Raw genomic sequence first — 17,578 nt, 5'->3', positions numbered from 1 at the left:
TCGAGGACTTAACCTAATTTGAATGTATGCTTACTGTTATCTAGTTTTGAGAGAATACTTAAAAAAACTCTTGCTTTTTCTGAAATACATAGTATAATAATACATGTCACTAAATTGTCTGGTGATGATGGCGAAGAGGTCACACCCGTTCCCATGCCGAACACGGAAGTTAAGCTCTTCAGCGCCGATGGTAGTCGGGGGTTTCCCCCCTGTGAGAGTAGGACATCGCCAGGCAGACTTCATTCCGCAGTAGCTCAGTGGTAGAGCTATCGGCTGTTAACCGATCGGTCGTAGGTTCGAATCCTACCTGCGGAGCCATTAATGGAGAGCTGTCCGAGTGGCCGAAGGAGCACGATTGGAAATCGTGTAGGCGGTAACCCCGTCTCAAGGGTTCGAATCCCTTGCTCTCCGCCACTAATGATTTATACATAACAAAAAACGAAAACAATCACCAGGGCCCGTTGGTCAAGCGGTTAAGACACCGCCCTTTCACGGCGGTAACACGGGTTCGAATCCCGTACGGGTCACTTATATATATGATGGAGGATTAGCTCAGCTGGGAGAGCATCTGCCTTACAAGCAGAGGGTCGGCGGTTCGAGCCCGTCATCCTCCACCATTATCATCGCGGGGTGGAGCAGTTCGGTAGCTCGTCGGGCTCATAACCCGAAGGTCGCAGGTTCAAATCCTGCCCCCGCAACCAAATTTTAAAATGGTCCGGTAGTTCAGTTGGTTAGAATGCCTGCCTGTCACGCAGGAGGTCGCGGGTTCGAGTCCCGTCCGGACCGCCATTTATATTCAAGGCTCGGTAGCTCAGTTGGTAGAGCAACGGACTGAAAATCCGTGTGTCGGCGGTTCGATTCCGTCCCGAGCCACCATTTTGCCGGCCTAGCTCAATTGGTAGAGCAACTGACTTGTAATCAGTAGGTTGGGGGTTCAAGTCCTCTGGCCGGCACTGTTTTTCAAATAGAATACGGAGGGGTAGCGAAGTGGCTAAACGCGGCGGACTGTAAATCCGCTCCCTCAGGGTTCGGCAGTTCGAATCTGCCCCCCTCCACCATCTTATTATCATAGGGGCATAGTTTAACGGTAGAACAGAGGTCTCCAAAACCTCCGGTGTGGGTTCGATTCCTACTGCCCCTGCCACTATAATTTCAATTCATCTTAAGACTATGGCGGTTGTGGCGAAGTGGTTAACGCACCAGATTGTGGCTCTGGCACTCGTGGGTTCGATTCCCATCAATCGCCCCATATTATTATTGGGCTATAGCCAAGCGGTAAGGCAACGGACTTTGACTCCGTCATGCGTTGGTTCGAATCCAGCTAGCCCAGTTGTATTTTTTAAAAACAAACTGAATAAGTTGTAATAAGTTCTTTACATGCGGAAGTAGTTCAGTGGTAGAACATCACCTTGCCAAGGTGGGGGTCGCGGGTTCGAATCCCGTCTTCCGCTCCAAATGATGGCGGCATAGCCAAGTGGTAAGGCAGAGGTCTGCAAAACCTTTATCCCCGGTTCGAATCCGGGTGTCGCCTTTCTTTTGCCGGGGTGGTGGAATTGGCAGACACACAGGACTTAAAATCCTGCGGTAGGTGACTACCGTGCCGGTTCAAGTCCGGCCCTCGGCACCAATTTAGCTTTGAACGGATGACGTTAAATTGGTTATTATTTTTAACATTATATAACACTTATACGAGAGTGATTTGCATAGCGCAAATCACTTTTTTTGTATCATTAAAACATTATCATAAGCTGCAGAAGTGCAGTCGGTATAAGTAAACCAAAAAACAAGAACGCTTCATCTGGCGGCGTGCGGAAAGATGTCGAAAAACATGTGCATTAAACAAAAAACTTTTCTAAAACCGTTGACAGTATAGAAAACCCATGATATATTTATATACGTCGGTTGTACACGACACATTGCTTGCCGGTGTGGCGGAATTGGCAGACGCGCACGACTCAAAATCGTGTTCCTTCTGGAGTGCCGGTTCGACCCCGGCCACCGGTATACGAAAGCTTCTACAAAATGTAGAAGCTTTTTTTGTTGTATAAAAAGTTATTGCCAGCCGTATCAAAGGGCAGTTACAGACTTATTATAATCATGATGCGCCTGCGTATAATTGCACTTTTTTCAAAGATACTAACAAAAAGTTCTTTAAAAGAGGTGTTTTTATGGCAGGTACTTGGGCTTGTCTTATACCATTTATTCTGGTCATTCCCATTTCAATCATGACGAAGCAAGTACAGTCTGGCCTGTTTGTTGGCTTGTTGGCCGGGAGCTATCTTTTGCATCCCAGCTTGCTTGGCGGGATTGAACACATGGTTCATTATTTAATCAGCAACATTGTCGTAATAAATAATATTCGAATCATTGTTTTTCTATATTCATTTGCCGGCCTTGTGGGGATTATAAAGTTAACCGGAGGGATAAAAGGCTTTGTCCATTTGATCAGTAAAAAGGTTAAAACCAAAAAAGGCGCGATGCTGCTTGCATGGCTGTCGACATTTGGCACGTTTAGCGAACCGGACTTTCGCATCGTCACCATTGCACCGATCATGAAAGCTTTAAGCAGGCGTCTGGACCTGTCGAAACAGAAAATTGCTTACGCCATTGAGTTTACAGCCAACCCTGTCATCGCCTTAATTCCGGCAGCAACAGCATTTGTCGGCTACATGGTTTCCATTATCGGACAAGCTCTCAAAACGTCAGGAATAGATCAACCGGCTTACACAGTGTATGTGAAAAGTATTCCTTTCAATTTTTTCTCCATTGTGATTATTTTAGTCGGAATTTATTACAGCTTCTTTAAAAAACAAAAAGAAGATGAAAGCTTAGAAAAAACAGAAAAGAACGGACAAACCTCTTCTCTGAAACATAATCAAAATGTGGAAGCGATCCCGCAGAACAGCGGTGTTTTGCTTTCAGCAGGCCCCAGCACATTCAACATGGAAACAGGGACGATCTCAGATATTCACGGAGAACACACGGGGATGTTCGAAAGGGATGCCGATGAACATGCTGACCAGCAGGAAGAGTTAGACGCGGCGCACCGTGCTTATATTAAGGAAACACCGATTCGGCCATGGAATTTAATGATTCCAATCGCGCTATTTTTACTATTAACACTGTTTCTGAGCTGGTGGGACGGCCATTCAAAAGCACAAGGGTTTTTGAATGCTTTTATTAAAAGTGATATGCTTGGCGTCATGTTAACTGCATTATTGGCAGCAGTAATTGCAGCATTTGCTCTTTTTATGTTTCAGCGTTTTTCAGCAGGCGAGCTTGTTACTCATTTTATCAAGGGCGGAAACGAATTGGTAAACGTTATTATCATGTTATCGCTGATTTGGGCCGTAACAGCAGTATCTGAGGATCTGGGATTTTCCAAATATATTACTTCTCATTTAACGTCATGGATCCCCCATATGTTTATTGCGCCATCTCTGTTTATACTCGGGGCGGTTATATCCTATTTTATCGGTTCATCTTGGGGGACTTGGGGACTTTTAATGCCGCTCGGCGTAACGCTGGCGGTTCAATCGCATACCAGCTTATTATTAGCGATTGGGGCCGTGTTTGCCAGCGGAACATTTGGAGCGTTTGCTTCTCCTCTCAGTGATAATACGGTGACAACCTGTACGGTTCTGGGGATCGATGTTGTGAAGTATGCCCGTTCGAAACTTGTTCCGGCGCTTATAGCGGCGGGAATCTCCGTTGTTTTATATGGTGTCTTTTCATTCTTTAGATAACAAAGAAATTACATGTGTCAGGAAACGGTTTTTTAATATTCAATATACCGCCTTAGAATCCAGCCTTTTACGACTGTGACTTCAATGGTATCGGCTTTGGCGACTCCAAGGCTGACGTTCGCAAAAAAGAGGGACCTGGTTTACATTCAATGCCGTTTTCAAGGATAAACTAAGGATCAAGTTTGTACAAAGGAGTGAGGCAGGATTGAATATGGAAAGCAAGGTAGCTGATGAACTGCATAGAATGTTTTTAGCGGGTGAGCTGCAAATTACTGTAGATGAAGATATTAATGAAATATCTGAAAGATTGAGAAATGGGAAGGCGTTGTATCTCATCCCGTATACACCTGTTACTTGGATGGTGCCGCATTTTCGAACGGCTTGGGCTGCCATAACGAGCGCACCCATCGCTCCGCCGTGCATTTTAACGCCTGTCGCCAGAAATTCGAGCGGAGACATTTTACCGTCCATTCCGACGCAGTCAATGACAACATCTGCGCCGCCTTGTGTGATTTCTTTTAAATAAGAGCCTGTGTTTTCTTTCTGTTCAAAATTAATGATTTCCACATTGTTTGTTTTTTTGGCATGCTGGAGGCGGTAGTCGATATAATCAACTGCTATGACTCGTTTTGCGCCTTTGAACCATGCAAATTTTTGTGCGAGCAGCCCGACAGGACCGCAGCCGAGAACAATGACTGTATCTCCCTCTTTGACTCCCGCGTTGTCTACGCTCCAGTAGGCGGTAGACATTGCGTCCGCAAGCAAAACTAATTTTTCATCTTCTATTTCGCAGTCTTCAGGAATTTTGAAGGGTGTAAAGTTGGCATAGGGCACGCGCATGTATTCAGCTTGGCCGCCTGGATAGCCGCCTGCCGTGTCCGAGTAGCCGAAATACGCTCCCATCTCCCCATTGGCGTTGGAGTTGTCACATTGGCTTTCGAGCTGGTTTTTACAAAAGAAACACTCTCCGCAGCTGACGTTAAAAGGAATAATGACTCGATCGCCTTTTTTTACCTTATGGACCTCAGGACCCGTTTCTTCGACAATGCCCATCGGTTCGTGGCCGATAATGTAGTCTTCCGGAAAGTTTGGAATCATGCCGTGAATTAAGTGTAAATCTGATCCGCAAATGGCGGTGGTTGTCAGTTTCACAATGATATCATCAGGCTTTTGGATTTTCGGCGCATTGACTTCTTTCACTCTGACATCTTTAATGCCTTGATATGTGACAGCTTTCATTCTTCATACTCCTCTGTTAGTTATATGGTGTAGCGAATGTCCCGAGCCGATTCGTATTGTCTGGAAACAGTTTGAGGCCTGCGATATCAACCGCGGTTTGGGCGGATTTTAAATCCAGTGCAAATTGTTTTTTCGTATCAGTTGGAGAAAGCCAGCCTTTTTTGATCATGAGCTGTGTGAGCTCGCCGTGCAATTGAATAGCCGTATCCAATTGAGTGCGCAAGACTTGCCTGAGTTCTGGGGTTGCGGTTTCAGTAATTGCAATCGCGTAATCTTTAATCCCGCTTTTTACAGAAAGCAAAAATTCAAGAGCGAGAGCTGAGTCTGCAAGATCGGGCATGCCTATTGAGTTCTTGGGGTCTAAAAAATCGTTCAATGCAATTCACCTCCGGTTATTGTCGGCGCCTTTTTGTAAAAGGTCTGCAATTCTTTAATATCTTTTACGGACTGCTGTACGTTTTTTTCCATAAGCGCTCTCAGTTCTTGATCAAAGACTAAACCTTGCATCATTTTTGATTTCAGTAAAGAGACGGTTTTTATATTCATGATTTCATGGGTATCGACAGTTTCATGATAAGCTAAGCGGTCATGTTCCATATGGTTCACCTCCTGATTTTCTGTATTTTTTGCTTCACGCGAAGCTTTTATGCGAAATGGGCTGTTATACTTGAGAAATAAAGAGGTGACTACGTTGAAACAGATTATCGCAATGGGGGGCGGAGGTTTTTCGATGGAACCCGATAACCTTTTGCTTGATCAATATCTTTTAGAACAGTCGGTGCGATCAGAGCCGAAAGTTTGTTTTTTGCCGACGGCAAGCGGCGACGCGGAAAACTATATCAGACGTTTTTATCAGGCATTTCAGACGCTTCAGTGCAAGCCGTCCCATTTGTCCTTGTTTAAACCGCCTTCTTCACATATCAGATCCTTTTTGATGGATAAAGATATTATTTACGTTGGCGGCGGCAATACGCGAAACATGCTTGTGCTTTGGAAGGAGTGGGGGCTTGACCGCATTCTCCGTGAGGCATGGAAAAACGGTATTATATTAGCGGGTCTGAGCGCCGGGGCAATCTGCTGGTTTGAAGAAGGGGTGACCGATTCAATCGGAGAGCTGACAGCGCTAAAAGCTTTAGGGTTTTTACCGGGCAGCTTTTGTCCGCATTATGATGGGGAAAAGAACCGCAGGCCGGCGTATCATCGGCTCATTTCTGAAAAAAGGCTTCAGGGCGGCTATGCAGCTGATGACGGCGCTGCGCTTCACTATATAGGCGATCAGCTGTTTCGTGCTGTTTCTTCCAGAGCGGATGCCGGGGTTTATCGCGTTTATGGAACAGGAGAGAGCGTCGAAGAAACAGAGCTGAACATACTTAAATTATCTGAATGTTGATAATATGCTTTTTTTTGTGAGAACATTATGTTACGATGAAAGCGAAATGAATAGTTACTGGGGGTGCCCCTTGGCGGGCTGAGAGAGAAGCGGCTGCTTCTTAACCCTTTGGACCTGATCTGGTTCGTACCAGCGTGGGGAAGTAGAGGTTTTATTATTGTTGATGAAAGACAATAATAGTTTCTTTTCTGACTGCAAAACCGGGTTCTCAATTGAGCCCGGTTTTTTTGTGCTGGTGCTGAGCTTGATTCTGTTATTCGAATTGATAAAGGAGAGATTTGTATGCAAAATCAATCAGTACAGCAAGCGAACATTTCCATTATGTCGAGTTTTTCAGGAAGCAAAAAGGTATACACGGAAGGTTCAACACCTGATATTCAAGTCCCGATGAGGGAAATCAGCCTGAGCCCGACAACGGGATCATTCGGTGAAGAGGAGAATGCGCCTGTCCGTGTTTATGATACGAGCGGGCCATATACCGATCCGAATGTGCAGATTCATATACATGACGGCCTGAAACCGCTTCGCACCAAATGGGTTGCCGGACGCGGCGATACGGAGGAGTATGAAGGACGGGCCGTTAAACCTGAGGACAACGGTTATAAGAAAGAAAACAGGGCTGCTGCATACCCCGGTTTAAAACGGAAACCGCTTCGTGCTAAATCGGGAAAAAATGTGACGCAAATGCATTACGCGAGAAAAGGAATCATTACACCGGAAATGGAGTTTATCGCGATCCGTGAGCATGTCTCACCCGAATTTGTCAGAGAGGAAGTAGCGAGCGGCCGGGCGATCATTCCTTCTAACGTAAACCACCCTGAAAGTGAACCAATGATTATTGGGCGGAACTTTCACGTGAAAATTAATGCGAATATCGGAAACTCAGCTGTCACATCCTCGATTGAGGAAGAAGTGGAAAAAATGACGTGGGCGATTCGCTGGGGAGCCGATACGATGATGGACTTGTCCACGGGGAAAGACATTCATACGACACGGGAATGGATCATCCGCAATTGCCCTGTGCCGGTAGGAACGGTGCCGATTTATCAGGCGCTTGAAAAAGTAAACGGTGTTGCGGAGGATTTAACATGGGAGATTTACCGTGACACACTGATTGAGCAGGCGGAGCAGGGAGTGGATTATTTTACGATTCATGCCGGTGTTTTGCTTCGCTATGTGCCGTTAACGGCAAAACGCACGACGGGAATCGTGTCACGCGGCGGGGCGATCATGGCGCAATGGTGTCTGGCACATCATCAAGAAAGCTTTTTGTATACCCATTTTGAAGAAATCTGTGAAATCATGAAGGCATATGATATTGCATTTTCTCTCGGTGACGGTCTGCGTCCGGGTTCAATTGCCGATGCGAATGATGAGGCCCAGTTTGCCGAATTAGAGACGCTTGGAGAATTGACGCAGATTGCGTGGAAGCATGACGTTCAAGTGATGATTGAAGGACCGGGGCACGTGCCGATGCACAAAATTAAAGAAAATATGGACAAGCAGCTGGAAATCTGCAAAGAAGCGCCTTTTTACACGCTCGGTCCTCTGACGACTGATATCGCTCCCGGCTATGACCATATTACATCAGCAATCGGCGCTGCGATGATCGGCTGGTACGGAACGGCGATGCTTTGTTACGTTACGCCGAAGGAGCATTTAGGACTGCCGAATCGTGATGATGTAAGAGAAGGCGTGATTACTTACAAAATCGCCGCTCATGCGGCAGATCTTGCCAAGGGGCATCCGGGCGCGCAGATGCGTGATGACGCACTTTCTAAAGCGCGGTTTGAATTCCGCTGGCGCGACCAATTTCATTTGTCTCTTGACCCTGAAAGAGCAATTGAATACCATGATGAAACCTTGCCGGCTGAAGGCGCAAAAACGGCTCACTTCTGTTCGATGTGCGGGCCGAAATTTTGCAGTATGAGAATTTCACAGGATATACGGGATTACGCGAAGGAGAAAGACCTCAGTGAAACGGAAGCCATTAATGAAGGGTTAAAAGAAAAAGCAAAAGAATTCGTGAAAACGGGAAGCCATTTATATCAATAAATGAACGGATGAAGATGGAGGGTGTTCCATCTTCATTTTTCTTTTAGAAAAATATTGACCGGCGAAGCGGCGGAATGCTTTGCTCAAAGCGGAATACGTTTTCTGGGTCATATGTCGTTTTTACTTCGCGGAGGCGCTCAAAATTGTCTCCGTAATATGTTTTTGGCCAGTTTCTGATAGCTAAATCGGGCCAATTCACGTAGTCTCCCATCGTTTCTTTGGAAAGAGCAGTTCTCAGCTCCTCAATCCAGCGGACATTTTGTCTTTTTTCTTCAGGTGATGTCCAGTTCGTTAAATATTCCTGAGCAATGATTGCATCACGATAAAAAAATGCCGTCTCGTCGGGGGCGATTCGTCCGGCTGCCCCGCCGAGCGATTGCTGCCAGACGCTTGCGTTTTGATTCGGTGCGTGCTGTAAAAAGTGTTTAACGGTTGAAATCGCATGTTTTGATAATGGCTTTTCGATGAAAGAGCCTGAACGTTTTTTCTTTTGCGGCTGATTGCCTCCCGGGCTGTTAAAAAAGGCAGCTGCTTCGTTAAACGGCACTGTTTTTACCATACCGCTTGTCGGTTTTCCTGCTTTTAGCAAAGGTTTTAACAATTCTTTTAACTCTGTTTTTGTCCCGACAAATTGTCCGAGAGCCTCTATGCGGTTTACTTCCTCGGGCCAAAACTCAATGGATGAGGTAAGCCGTTCATCCGTAAAAGGAGCCCAGTGCTGCCACGCATTAAAAACTTCCTCAAAATCCTTCCATCTCCAAGTGATAGAAAAAATAGACACTCGAGAAATCGGCACTGCTTCAAACGTCATGGACGTGACAATGCCGAAATTGCCTCCGCCTCCGCCCTGAGACGCCCAGAATAAGTCAGGGTGCTCCGAGCGGCTTGCCGTTATCAATTCAGCGCCCGTTTTTTCGTCTGCTCTGATCATCTCGAGCTTTAAGAGGCGGTCGCAAGTCAGGCCGGCAGTCCTTGTTAAATATCCAATTCCCCCTCCAAGCGTTAAACCCGTGAGTCCTACATTTGCAATATTTCCCGCAGGAAGTGTCAAGCCGTACCGCCAGAGTGTCTGATAGACTTCCCCCAATTCGGCGCCCGCCTCTATTGTAGCCAGCTGGATGTTCTGATCGACCTTTATTCTGTTCATTTCACTCAAATCAATGACAAGGCCGTTATTTAAAAGGGAGAAGTTCTCATAGCTGTGTCTGCCGCCTCTGATGCGGAAAGGCACATTGTTTTCGCGCGCCCACTTCAGCGCATTAACGGCATCTTGTTTGTTTTGGCAAAATACAATGATGCTGGGATACCTTTGCAGACTTAGGTTGAAATTTGTTCTTGCCTCGTCATAGTCCGGGTCATCCCGCGTCACGATTCGTCCGGTAAGTTTTGTCTTTTCCATACTCTCACTTCTCTTTCTATCATTATCTATTAATGTTCTCAGCTTATGCGGGAGAATAAGAGATCGTATAAGGAAAAGGCCGCGAAAGTTCAGAAGACGCGGCAGTATTTTAAAATATAGTTGACAGATAGGTATTATATGAATTAACATGATCAGTACATATTTCCAAACTGTGGCTGATCGGATCACCGAAGGCTCTTATCTTTTAAACAGATAAGGGCCTTTTTTGCGTGAAAGGCCCTTGAATGAAAAACGGAGGGATGACATTTGGGTTTGAAAAAGGCGTCAACTGTTCGGAAGAAGAGTAAAAAACGAAAAAAGTACAGAAAACGAACATTGAATTTTGAGGTGCTTGTGGAGAAAAACAAACGGGAGATTATGAGAAGTGCGGATCAGATGGAGGAGATCTATATAAAAATTGATGAAAAGCATACGGGGGTTCGATAAGGATGGAGGGGAAGGCATTGAAGAAAAAAGCAGCAGGCATCATATTTGCGCTCTCAATTTCCGTATTTATATCGGGATGCGCATTAGGAAGCTCAGGGGAAGAAGAGCGGCAGCCATCGGCGGATAAAAAGGAAGAATCAAGTATCGCCCGCGCACAGAAAAAGGAATTTAAAGCGGTTGATATGGCGGCGCTTCCCGCTAAATCTAAAGCCAGAAAAGATACATTTGTTGCAGGCATATCTGCGCCCGGCGGGGTTTTTTTACCGTACTTTTATGAAAACGGCTGGGACGGAAATGCGACTGATCCTATTTTCGAGTCATTAGTCAAATTGGATAAAACGGGGAAACCCGCTCCGGCGCTGGCTGAAAGCTGGGATATTTCTAAAGATCAGCTTACCTATACGTTTCATTTGAGAAAGGACCTTGTTTTCAGTGACGGGTCGCCTCTGACTGCAAAGGATGTCGCGTTTACATTAACGCTGCTGCATGATCCGGCGTATGCGGGCTATGAAGATATCACAACGGCGTATATTAAAGGCGGCAAAGCTTACAAAGAAGGAAAAGCGAAGTCGATAGAGGGCATTCATATCATAAATGACAGAACCATCAAGATCACTACTGAAAAAGTCAGTTCGAAATCGCTGCTTTTGTTAGGGGGGCAGGTGCTGTCTGAAGCTTATTACGGAAAGGATTATCAGTTCGGCAAACTGGACTATTTAAAAGAGCTTTATTCAAAACCGCTCGGAGCAGGCCCTTATCAATTCACAGAATATATTCCGGGACAGGAAATACGTTATCAAGCGAATGAACACTATTATTCCGGGAAACCGAAAACAGAAAAGCTGATTTATAAAATTATCGACCCTTCAACCTCTCTTCAGCTTTTTGAAACGGGTGATCTTGATTATGCCTCTTTCTCACCTGATGACGATACGGTCGAGCATTTAAAGAGTCTTGGTTTTGCGAATGTAAGCGTATCTGTCGTGAATGACTATGGGCTTGTTTATGTCAATCATAAGCGCCCGCCGTTTCAGGACAAAGAAGTTCGCCAAGCGCTCATTTACGGGCTGGACCGCCAAAAAATCGTCGATGTCCGCTTTAAACGGTACGGAGAGGTCGCAAATGTCCCTGTGTCCCCAGTTTCATGGGCATATCATGACAAAGGCGTGAACCCGTACAAATTTAATCCGGAAAAAGCAAAGGAGCTTCTCGATCAAGCCGGTTGGAAAACGGGAAAAGACGGCGTGCGTGAAAAAAACGGCAAAAAGCTTGAGATCAGCTATTACACCTCAAAAGCCGATGACGATTTTATCCCGATTGCGAAAGAAAATTATGCTGACATCGGAATTTCATTAAAGCCGGAAGTCATGGATTTTAATACAGAGGTCGCAAAAATCAATGACAAACATTATGATCTGGCCGCTGTTTCCACCTCGCAAATTCTTGATCCGAACGACACGGTGGAAAAGCTGGCATCCGATCATCCTAACAATGTGACGGGATATTCCAATCCGAAGGCGGATCGGTTAATAGAGAAAGGAGCCGGAACGCTCGATATCAACAAAAGAAAAGAGATTTACCGCCAGCTTTATCAGGAGCTTGGAAAAAACCCGCCTTACATTTTGGTTCATTACCGTCAAAGCGCAAGGGCGGTCAGCGGGAAAATACAGGGGCTTGAACCGGATAATTATTCGGGAATCAGTTCGAGTCTGCCAAACGTTTCAATTAAATAGATAACGTGTGCAAATACCCGGTGCAGGCTGGGTATTTTGCCTTCTGGGGGAGGAAAAGGCTTTTATGAAACGGTATGCCGTCCAAAGGTTCATTCAAATGCTTGTGATATTATTCGGTACGTCCTTTATCATTTTTTTCTTATTTGCCATGCTGCCGGGCGATTATATTGATTCAAACGTAAACCTGACTCCTGAAAGAGCCAAGGAATTAAAGGCGCTTTACGGGCTGGATCAGCCCATATGGCAGCGTTATGTGACATGGCTCGGCAATGTTCTCACCGGAGATTTGGGATTCTCTTTAAAATATCAGGAGAACGTCCTTTCATTGCTTCAGAAATATGTATGGAATTCATTTTTTGTGGCGTTTTTTTCTTTGCTGCTGACTTGGTCTGCGGCGATGGTAACGGGGGTCGTATCAGCTGTCAGAAAATATTCTTGGTTTGACGGACTCGTTACGTTTTTTGTTTTTGCTTCGATGGCATTTCCGTCTTTTTTTATCAGCCTGCTGTTCATCAAATGGTTCGGCGTTGATTTGAAGTTACTGCCTGTCGGGGGAATGATTGATACCGGAAGCACGAGTTCGGGCTTTTCGTATGTGCTTGAAGCCGTTAAGCATATGATTTTGCCGGTTGTCATTTTATCTATGCTTGGAATCGGCTCGCTGACAAGATATTTTCGCTCAGGCATGCTCGACGTCATCAGGCAGGACTATATCAGAACGGCGAGAGCAAAGGGTTTGAAAGAGCGCACCGTGATATGGAAGCATGCGTTGAAAAATGCGCTCATTCCCGCCATCACCCTTCTTGCTTTTGAACTTCCGGGCCTGTTTTCCGGGGCAATTATTATAGAACAGATTTTCAGCTGGCCGGGTGTCGGGCGTATTCAGCTGGAGTCGGTGCATTATCGGGATTATCCCGTATTGATGGCATTCACCCTGTTTTTGTCTTGTTTGACGATCGTGGGGAATTTTTTGGCCGATATCGCTTATGCCGCGGTTGATCCGCGAGTCAGGCTGAAATAGGGGGCGTTGAAGATGAAAAAACAAAAAGACATGCCGCCGTCCCTTTGGAAACAGACGTACCGCCGATTGCTGCATAATAAATTAACGGTTGTCAGTCTGCTTTTCTTATGTTTTATGTTTTTACTGTGTTTTATTGGTCCATCCTTTTCTCCATACATAACAGATCGGACCGATATTTCAAATGCCAATCAGCATCCCGGAGTTCACCATTGGCTGGGCACCGACCAATACGGGAGAGATGTGCTGACAAGGCTGATGCTGGCGGGGCAGATTTCTCTGACTGTCGGGCTTGCTTCCATGGTTTTGTCTCTTGTTGTCGGGTCTTTGCTTGGAGCGCTTGCCGGTTTTTATCGCGGCGCGGCTGATGTTATCATCATGCGTCTCGCAGATATGCTGATGTCCATTCCCGGCCTGCCCCTGCTTTTAATATTAGCCGCGGTTTTGTCGGAGTGGAAAGTTCCCTCTGAATACAGGCTGTATTTGATTATGATGATGTTAAGTTTGATCGGCTGGCCCAGTTTGGCGCGGCTTGTGCGCGGACAAATTTTATCGCTGAAAGAGCAGCCGTTTATGATGGCAGCGGAGGTTCTTGGACTAAGTGATAAACGGAAGATTCTGTATCACTTGCTTCCCAATACGCTCCCGTTATTGATGGTGGCGGCGACACTGCATGTTGCCGGCGCGATGCTGAGTGAATCAGCGCTTAGTTTTCTTGGGCTCGGCGTTGCTCCTCCTACCCCTTCTTGGGGGAATATGATGGAAGCCGCGAACAATTTTATGGACTTTACATTACGGCCTTGGTTATGGATACCGCCGGGAACGGCTATTTTTCTGACCGTCGTGGCGATCCATATGCTCGGAGACGGTTTGAGGGATGCGTTCGATCCTAAAGTGAAACGGCAGGTGAAAATGAAATGAGAAAACCGCTTTTAGAAGTAAAACATTTGAAGACGGCTTTTTATACGGATGAAGGGGCAGTAAAGGCTGTTGATGATGTCAGTTTCACCGTTCACGAGGAAGAAACGGTTTGTATTGTGGGTGAATCCGGCTGCGGAAAAAGCATGGCATCTTTGTCCATCATGCAATTGGTTCCTGAAACGGGAAAAATCGAGCGCGGGGCAGTACATTTTTCCGGGCGGAACTTATTGGAATTAAAACAAAAAGAAATGCAAAAAGTGCGCGGCTGCGAAATCGGCATGATCTTTCAGGAACCGATGACATCATTAAATCCGGTATTTACAATCGGTGAACAGCTGACAGAGCCTCTTCGGGAACATTTACTGCTGAGTAAGAAAGAGGCTTGGCAGAAGGCAGTTGAACTCATTTCGTTAGTGGAAATCCCTCATGCAGAACAGGTGATGCACCGGTATCCTCATGAGCTGAGCGGAGGCATGCTGCAGCGCATCATGACGGCCATTGCTCTCAGCTGCGATCCGAAACTGATTATTGCCGATGAGCCGACAACAGCGCTTGATGTAACCATTCAGGCGCAGATACTGGATTTATTGCGGGATGTGAAAAAACAATTTCAAACGTCCATTTTATTAATCACACATGATCTTGGTGTTGTCGCTGAAATGGCTGATTATGTGATCGTCATGTATGCGGGAAAGATCGTGGAAGAAGGACCGGTTGCGGAGCTGTTCTCCGATCCGAAGCATCCGTATACGAAAGGGCTGCTGGCAGCAAAGCCGGTCATAGGGCAGAGGAAGGACACTTTGTATACCATTCCCGGGCAAGTACCGGAATTGGCAGATTTGCCTGTATCGTCTTGTTATTTCGCTGATCGCTGCGAATACAGCACAGACATTTGCCGGAGAAAAAGCCCTCATTTTACTGAGTTTGAGACCGGACATAAGGCGGCGTGCTGGCTGTACAGAGAGGAGAAAGCAGATGAGTGATCCATTATTGGAAGTCAACGGACTGAAAAAATATTATGAAGAGCAGGCAGGAATAAGAAAGACACACACACGGCCTGTGAAAGCGGTGGACGGGGTCAGTTTTACGATAGGGAGGGGAGAAGTCTTCGGTTTGGCTGGAGAATCGGGAAGCGGCAAATCCTCAATCGGGAAAACGATTTTAAGGCTTCAGGAAAAGACCGGAGGAGACGTGTATTTTCAAGGACGTGACGTGTTCAGAATGAATCGTAGGGAGCTGAAGAAGTTCAGATCGGAAGCTCAGCTGATTTTTCAAGATCCGTTTAGTTCTTTAAACCCCCGGCGCCGTATCGGTGAAGCGATTGGCGAAGCGATGATTGAGCATCAATTGGCGTCAAAACGAGACGCGCGTGACAAAGCGGCGGAGGTCCTTGAGGCTTGCGGTCTTTCTTCTCATTATATCGACCGGTATCCGCATGAATTTTCCGGCGGACAGCGGCAGCGGATCGTTATTGCGAGGGCCATGGCGCTTGAGCCTCAATTTATCATTATGGATGAACCTGTCGCGGCGCTGGATGTCTCAATCCAAGCTCAAATGATTAATTTGTTCAGCAGTCTTCAAAAAAAACACCAGCTGTCCTATTTGTTTATTTCTCATGATTTAAGTGTAGTGGAGCATTTATGTACAAAAATCGCCATTATGTATTTAGGGACGATCGTGGAATACACATCAAAGGAGCAGCTGTTTTCACGGCCGCTTCATCCCTATACACAAGCGCTGCTATCCGCTGTACCTATTCCTGATCCCGGAGCGAAAAGGGAAAGGATAATGTTAAAGGGTGATATTCCAAGCCCTTCCGATCCGCCCTCAGGCTGTAAGTTTCGTACGAGATGCCCGGCTGCCAAGAAAATTTGCGCTGAAAAGAGTCCGATATTAATCGATAAGGGACATCAGCATTATGCCGCATGCCACTTTGTGTAATTGAGAAACGCTTGTTTTTATTGATAATAGAGCAGAAAGAAACCTGCCGAAGGAATCAGCAGGTTTTCTTTTTTATTCCTTTTCTGGTTGTAACGGCAGGCCGAGACCTTCGGCAACACGTCTGCCGTATTCCGGATCGGCTTTATAAAAATGGCCGATTTGGCGCAATTTGATTTCTTCTTTTTCTACAGGTTTCATCGCCCCGACGATATTGGCCACAAGGCGCGCGCGTTCTTCCTCGCTCATGAGGCGGTACAGGTCGCCGGCTTGTGTGTAATGATCGTTATGATCATAGCTTACACTGTCTGCGAAGCCTGATACAGGATAGGCCGCCTGCTTATCTTCAGGAGACTCTTTCGGACCGCCGAAGCTGTTGGGCTCGTAATAAACGGAGCCGCCGCCGTTATTGTCAAAACGCATTTGACCGTCGCGCTGGTAGTTTTTCACTTCATTGCGTGCACGGTTAATCGGCAGTGCCTGATGGTTTGCGCCCACACGGTAGCGATGTGCATCATGATAAGCAAATAAACGGCCTTGAAGCATTTTATCAGGTGAAACGTCGATGCCGGGGACTAAAGTTCCCGGAGAGAATGTCGCCTGTTCCACTTCTGCAAAGTAGTTTTCCGGGTTGCGGTCAAGGACCATGCGGCCGACTTCGATAAGCGGATAGTCTTTTTGAGACCATACTTTTGTGACATCAAACGGATCGAAGCGGTATGTGTTTGCATCTTCTAACGGCATAATTTGCACATATAATTTCCATGCAGGGAAATCGCCGTTTTCAATGGCATTGAACAAATCTTCTGTATGGTAATCAGGATTCTCACCTGCAAGCTTTGCAGCTGTATTGACATCAAGGTTTTTCACGCCTTGTTCTGTTTTAAAGTGGTATTTGATCCAGACGCCTTCGCCTTCAGCGTTTGTCCATTTAAAGGTGTGGCTTCCGAAACCGTGCATGTGGCGAAGGGTTGCCGGAATGCCCCGGTCTGACATCAGAATCGTTACTTGATGCAATGATTCAGGTGACAGTGACCAGAAATCCCAAACAGCCGTCGGGTTTTTTAAGTGTGTTTTCGGATCTCTTTTTTGTGTATGGATAAAGTCAGGGAACTTGATGGCATCGCGGATGAAGAACACGGGCGTATTATTTCCGACGATGTCGTAGTTTCCTTCTTCTGTATAAAATTTAACGGCAAAACCGCGCGGATCACGCACTGTGTCACTAGAGCCGAGTTCACCGGCAACTGTTGAGAAACGGATAAACAGCGGTGTGCGTTTTCCGACTTCAGACAGAAAATCAGCTTTCGTATATTTTGAAACATCATTTGTCACTTCAAAATAACCGTGTGCGCCGGCACCTTTTGCATGCACAACACGTTCCGGCACGCGTTCTCTGTTAAAGTGGGCCAATTTCTCAAGCAGATGTACGTCTTGAATTAAAGCAGGGCCGCGACCGCCTGCTGTCATTGAGTTTTGGTTATCTCCGACCGGAGCGCCCCAGCTTGTTGTCAATTTATTTGAACTCATGTGATCACCTCTTTGAATTTATAAAAATATAATATCATCTATCAGTAAAAAGTCAATATTATTTTATAATGATTATAAAATAATTATTTTTATCATAGAGTAGTGGGTATATAGTTTAAAGGGTACTTGACTGATGGGATTAATGAGGTTAATATGAAAAAA

13 protein-coding genes, 16 tRNA genes, 1 rRNA gene, 2 pseudogenes and 1 riboswitch are annotated in these 17,578 nt (G+C 46.0%); of the genes and pseudogenes, 27 read left to right on the top strand and 5 right to left on the bottom strand.

Going from position 1 to position 17,578, the window contains the following annotated elements; all coding sequences use genetic code 11:
- Nucleotides 1-117: 117 nt before the first annotated feature.
- The 19 genes and pseudogenes from rrf to KY305_RS19945 form a co-directional block, all read left to right on the top strand.
- Nucleotides 118-234 (top strand): 5S ribosomal RNA (rrf, locus tag KY305_RS08285).
- Between the two features lie 9 nt (nucleotides 235-243).
- Nucleotides 244-318, top strand: a tRNA-Asn gene (locus KY305_RS08280).
- Between the two features lie 5 nt (nucleotides 319-323).
- Nucleotides 324-414 (top strand) — tRNA-Ser (locus tag KY305_RS08275).
- Nucleotides 415-455: 41 nt separating this feature from the next.
- A tRNA-Glu gene (locus tag KY305_RS08270) sits at nucleotides 456-527 on the top strand.
- A gap of 14 nt (nucleotides 528-541) precedes the next feature.
- A tRNA-Val gene (locus KY305_RS08265) sits at nucleotides 542-617 on the top strand.
- Between the two features lie 7 nt (nucleotides 618-624).
- Nucleotides 625-701 (top strand) — tRNA-Met (locus KY305_RS08260).
- Nucleotides 702-712: 11 nt separating this feature from the next.
- Nucleotides 713-789, top strand: a tRNA-Asp gene (locus KY305_RS08255).
- Nucleotides 790-800: 11 nt separating this feature from the next.
- Nucleotides 801-876, top strand: a tRNA-Phe gene (locus tag KY305_RS08250).
- Between the two features lie 4 nt (nucleotides 877-880).
- A tRNA-Thr gene (locus tag KY305_RS08245) sits at nucleotides 881-953 on the top strand.
- 20 nt (nucleotides 954-973) lie between these two features.
- Nucleotides 974-1,058: transfer RNA gene (locus tag KY305_RS08240), tRNA-Tyr, on the top strand.
- Nucleotides 1,059-1,070: 12 nt separating this feature from the next.
- Nucleotides 1,071-1,144 (top strand) — tRNA-Trp (locus KY305_RS08235).
- Nucleotides 1,145-1,173: 29 nt separating this feature from the next.
- Nucleotides 1,174-1,249 (top strand) — tRNA-His (locus tag KY305_RS08230).
- A gap of 9 nt (nucleotides 1,250-1,258) precedes the next feature.
- Nucleotides 1,259-1,330: transfer RNA gene (locus KY305_RS08225), tRNA-Gln, on the top strand.
- Nucleotides 1,331-1,379: 49 nt separating this feature from the next.
- A tRNA-Gly gene (locus tag KY305_RS08220) sits at nucleotides 1,380-1,454 on the top strand.
- A gap of 6 nt (nucleotides 1,455-1,460) precedes the next feature.
- Nucleotides 1,461-1,531 (top strand) — tRNA-Cys (locus tag KY305_RS08215).
- A 7-nt stretch (nucleotides 1,532-1,538) separates the two neighbouring features.
- A tRNA-Leu gene (locus KY305_RS08210) sits at nucleotides 1,539-1,627 on the top strand.
- Between the two features lie 295 nt (nucleotides 1,628-1,922).
- Nucleotides 1,923-2,004, top strand: a tRNA-Leu gene (locus KY305_RS08205).
- Between the two features lie 164 nt (nucleotides 2,005-2,168).
- Nucleotides 2,169-3,746, top strand: coding sequence for a Na+/H+ antiporter NhaC family protein (locus KY305_RS08200; protein WP_223062120.1), 1,578 nt, complete (start codon nucleotides 2,169-2,171; stop codon nucleotides 3,744-3,746).
- Nucleotides 3,747-3,957: 211 nt separating this feature from the next.
- Nucleotides 3,958-4,065: pseudogene (locus KY305_RS19945) on the top strand (hypothetical protein); the annotation flags it as partial.
- Here KY305_RS19945 and KY305_RS08195 read toward each other — a convergent pair.
- The 3 genes and pseudogenes from KY305_RS08195 to KY305_RS08185 all read right to left on the bottom strand — a co-directional run.
- Nucleotides 4,062-4,985, bottom strand: a pseudogene (locus tag KY305_RS08195) (alcohol dehydrogenase catalytic domain-containing protein); the annotation flags it as partial. The pseudogenes KY305_RS19945 and KY305_RS08195 sit on opposite strands and share 4 nt — an antisense overlap.
- Before the next feature lie 16 nt (nucleotides 4,986-5,001).
- Nucleotides 5,002-5,361, bottom strand: coding sequence for a spore coat protein (locus KY305_RS08190; RefSeq protein WP_223062119.1), 360 nt, complete (start codon nucleotides 5,359-5,361; stop codon nucleotides 5,002-5,004).
- On the bottom strand, nucleotides 5,358-5,582 hold the full coding sequence (locus KY305_RS08185; protein WP_223062118.1) for a spore coat protein: 225 nt from the start codon (nucleotides 5,580-5,582) through the stop codon (nucleotides 5,358-5,360). Before KY305_RS08185 ends, KY305_RS08190 begins: the two co-directional genes overlap by 4 nt.
- A gap of 94 nt (nucleotides 5,583-5,676) precedes the next feature.
- Here KY305_RS08185 and KY305_RS08180 point away from each other — a divergent pair, with 94 nt between their 5' ends.
- The gene (locus tag KY305_RS08180; RefSeq protein WP_223062117.1) at nucleotides 5,677-6,375 is read left to right on the top strand and encodes a Type 1 glutamine amidotransferase-like domain-containing protein; all 699 of its coding nucleotides are present in this window, start codon (nucleotides 5,677-5,679) and stop codon (nucleotides 6,373-6,375) included.
- 49 nt (nucleotides 6,376-6,424) lie between these two features.
- Nucleotides 6,425-6,533: riboswitch (TPP riboswitch) on the top strand.
- 124 nt (nucleotides 6,534-6,657) lie between these two features.
- Nucleotides 6,658-8,430 carry a phosphomethylpyrimidine synthase ThiC gene (gene thiC, locus KY305_RS08175; protein WP_223062116.1) on the top strand — a complete coding sequence of 591 codons (1,773 nt, stop codon included), beginning with the start codon at nucleotides 6,658-6,660 and terminating at the stop codon, nucleotides 8,428-8,430.
- Between the two features lie 43 nt (nucleotides 8,431-8,473).
- Here thiC and KY305_RS08170 read toward each other — a convergent pair whose 3' ends face one another.
- Nucleotides 8,474-9,829, bottom strand: coding sequence for an FAD-binding oxidoreductase (locus KY305_RS08170; RefSeq protein ID WP_223062115.1), 1,356 nt, complete (start codon nucleotides 9,827-9,829; stop codon nucleotides 8,474-8,476).
- Between the two features lie 267 nt (nucleotides 9,830-10,096).
- On the opposite strand from KY305_RS08170, the gene KY305_RS08165 reads away from it, so the two are divergent.
- From KY305_RS08165 to KY305_RS08140, 6 genes are all read left to right on the top strand, one after another.
- A complete protein-coding gene (locus KY305_RS08165) occupies nucleotides 10,097-10,276 on the top strand; it encodes an FbpB family small basic protein (protein WP_223062114.1) in 180 nt (59 codons plus the stop codon).
- Between the two features lie 2 nt (nucleotides 10,277-10,278).
- A complete protein-coding gene (locus tag KY305_RS08160) occupies nucleotides 10,279-12,009 on the top strand; it encodes an ABC transporter substrate-binding protein (protein WP_223062113.1) in 1,731 nt (576 codons plus the stop codon).
- Nucleotides 12,010-12,073: 64 nt separating this feature from the next.
- The gene (locus KY305_RS08155) at nucleotides 12,074-13,030 is read left to right on the top strand and encodes an ABC transporter permease (RefSeq protein ID WP_223062112.1); all 957 of its coding nucleotides are present in this window, start codon (nucleotides 12,074-12,076) and stop codon (nucleotides 13,028-13,030) included.
- Between the two features lie 12 nt (nucleotides 13,031-13,042).
- Entirely contained in the window at nucleotides 13,043-13,948 is a 906-nt protein-coding gene (gene opp4C / locus KY305_RS08150; protein WP_223062111.1) for an oligopeptide ABC transporter permease, read from the top strand.
- A complete protein-coding gene (locus KY305_RS08145) occupies nucleotides 13,945-14,931 on the top strand; it encodes an ABC transporter ATP-binding protein (RefSeq protein ID WP_223062110.1) in 987 nt (328 codons plus the stop codon). The genes opp4C and KY305_RS08145 overlap by 4 nt, the downstream gene beginning before the upstream one ends.
- On the top strand, nucleotides 14,924-15,889 hold the full coding sequence (locus tag KY305_RS08140) for an ABC transporter ATP-binding protein (protein ID WP_223062109.1): 966 nt from the start codon (nucleotides 14,924-14,926) through the stop codon (nucleotides 15,887-15,889). Before KY305_RS08145 ends, KY305_RS08140 begins: the two co-directional genes overlap by 8 nt.
- A gap of 72 nt (nucleotides 15,890-15,961) precedes the next feature.
- On the opposite strand, the gene katA is transcribed toward KY305_RS08140, so the two are convergent.
- Entirely contained in the window at nucleotides 15,962-17,416 is a 1,455-nt protein-coding gene (gene katA / locus KY305_RS08135; RefSeq protein ID WP_223062108.1) for a catalase KatA, read from the bottom strand.
- Nucleotides 17,417-17,578: the final 162 nt, after the last annotated feature.

This window comes from Bacillus sp. YC2, assembly GCF_019891195.1.
Lineage (GTDB): Bacteria > Bacillota > Bacilli > Bacillales > Bacillaceae > Bacillus.
This window is presented reverse-complemented; position numbering and strand designations above follow the sequence as displayed.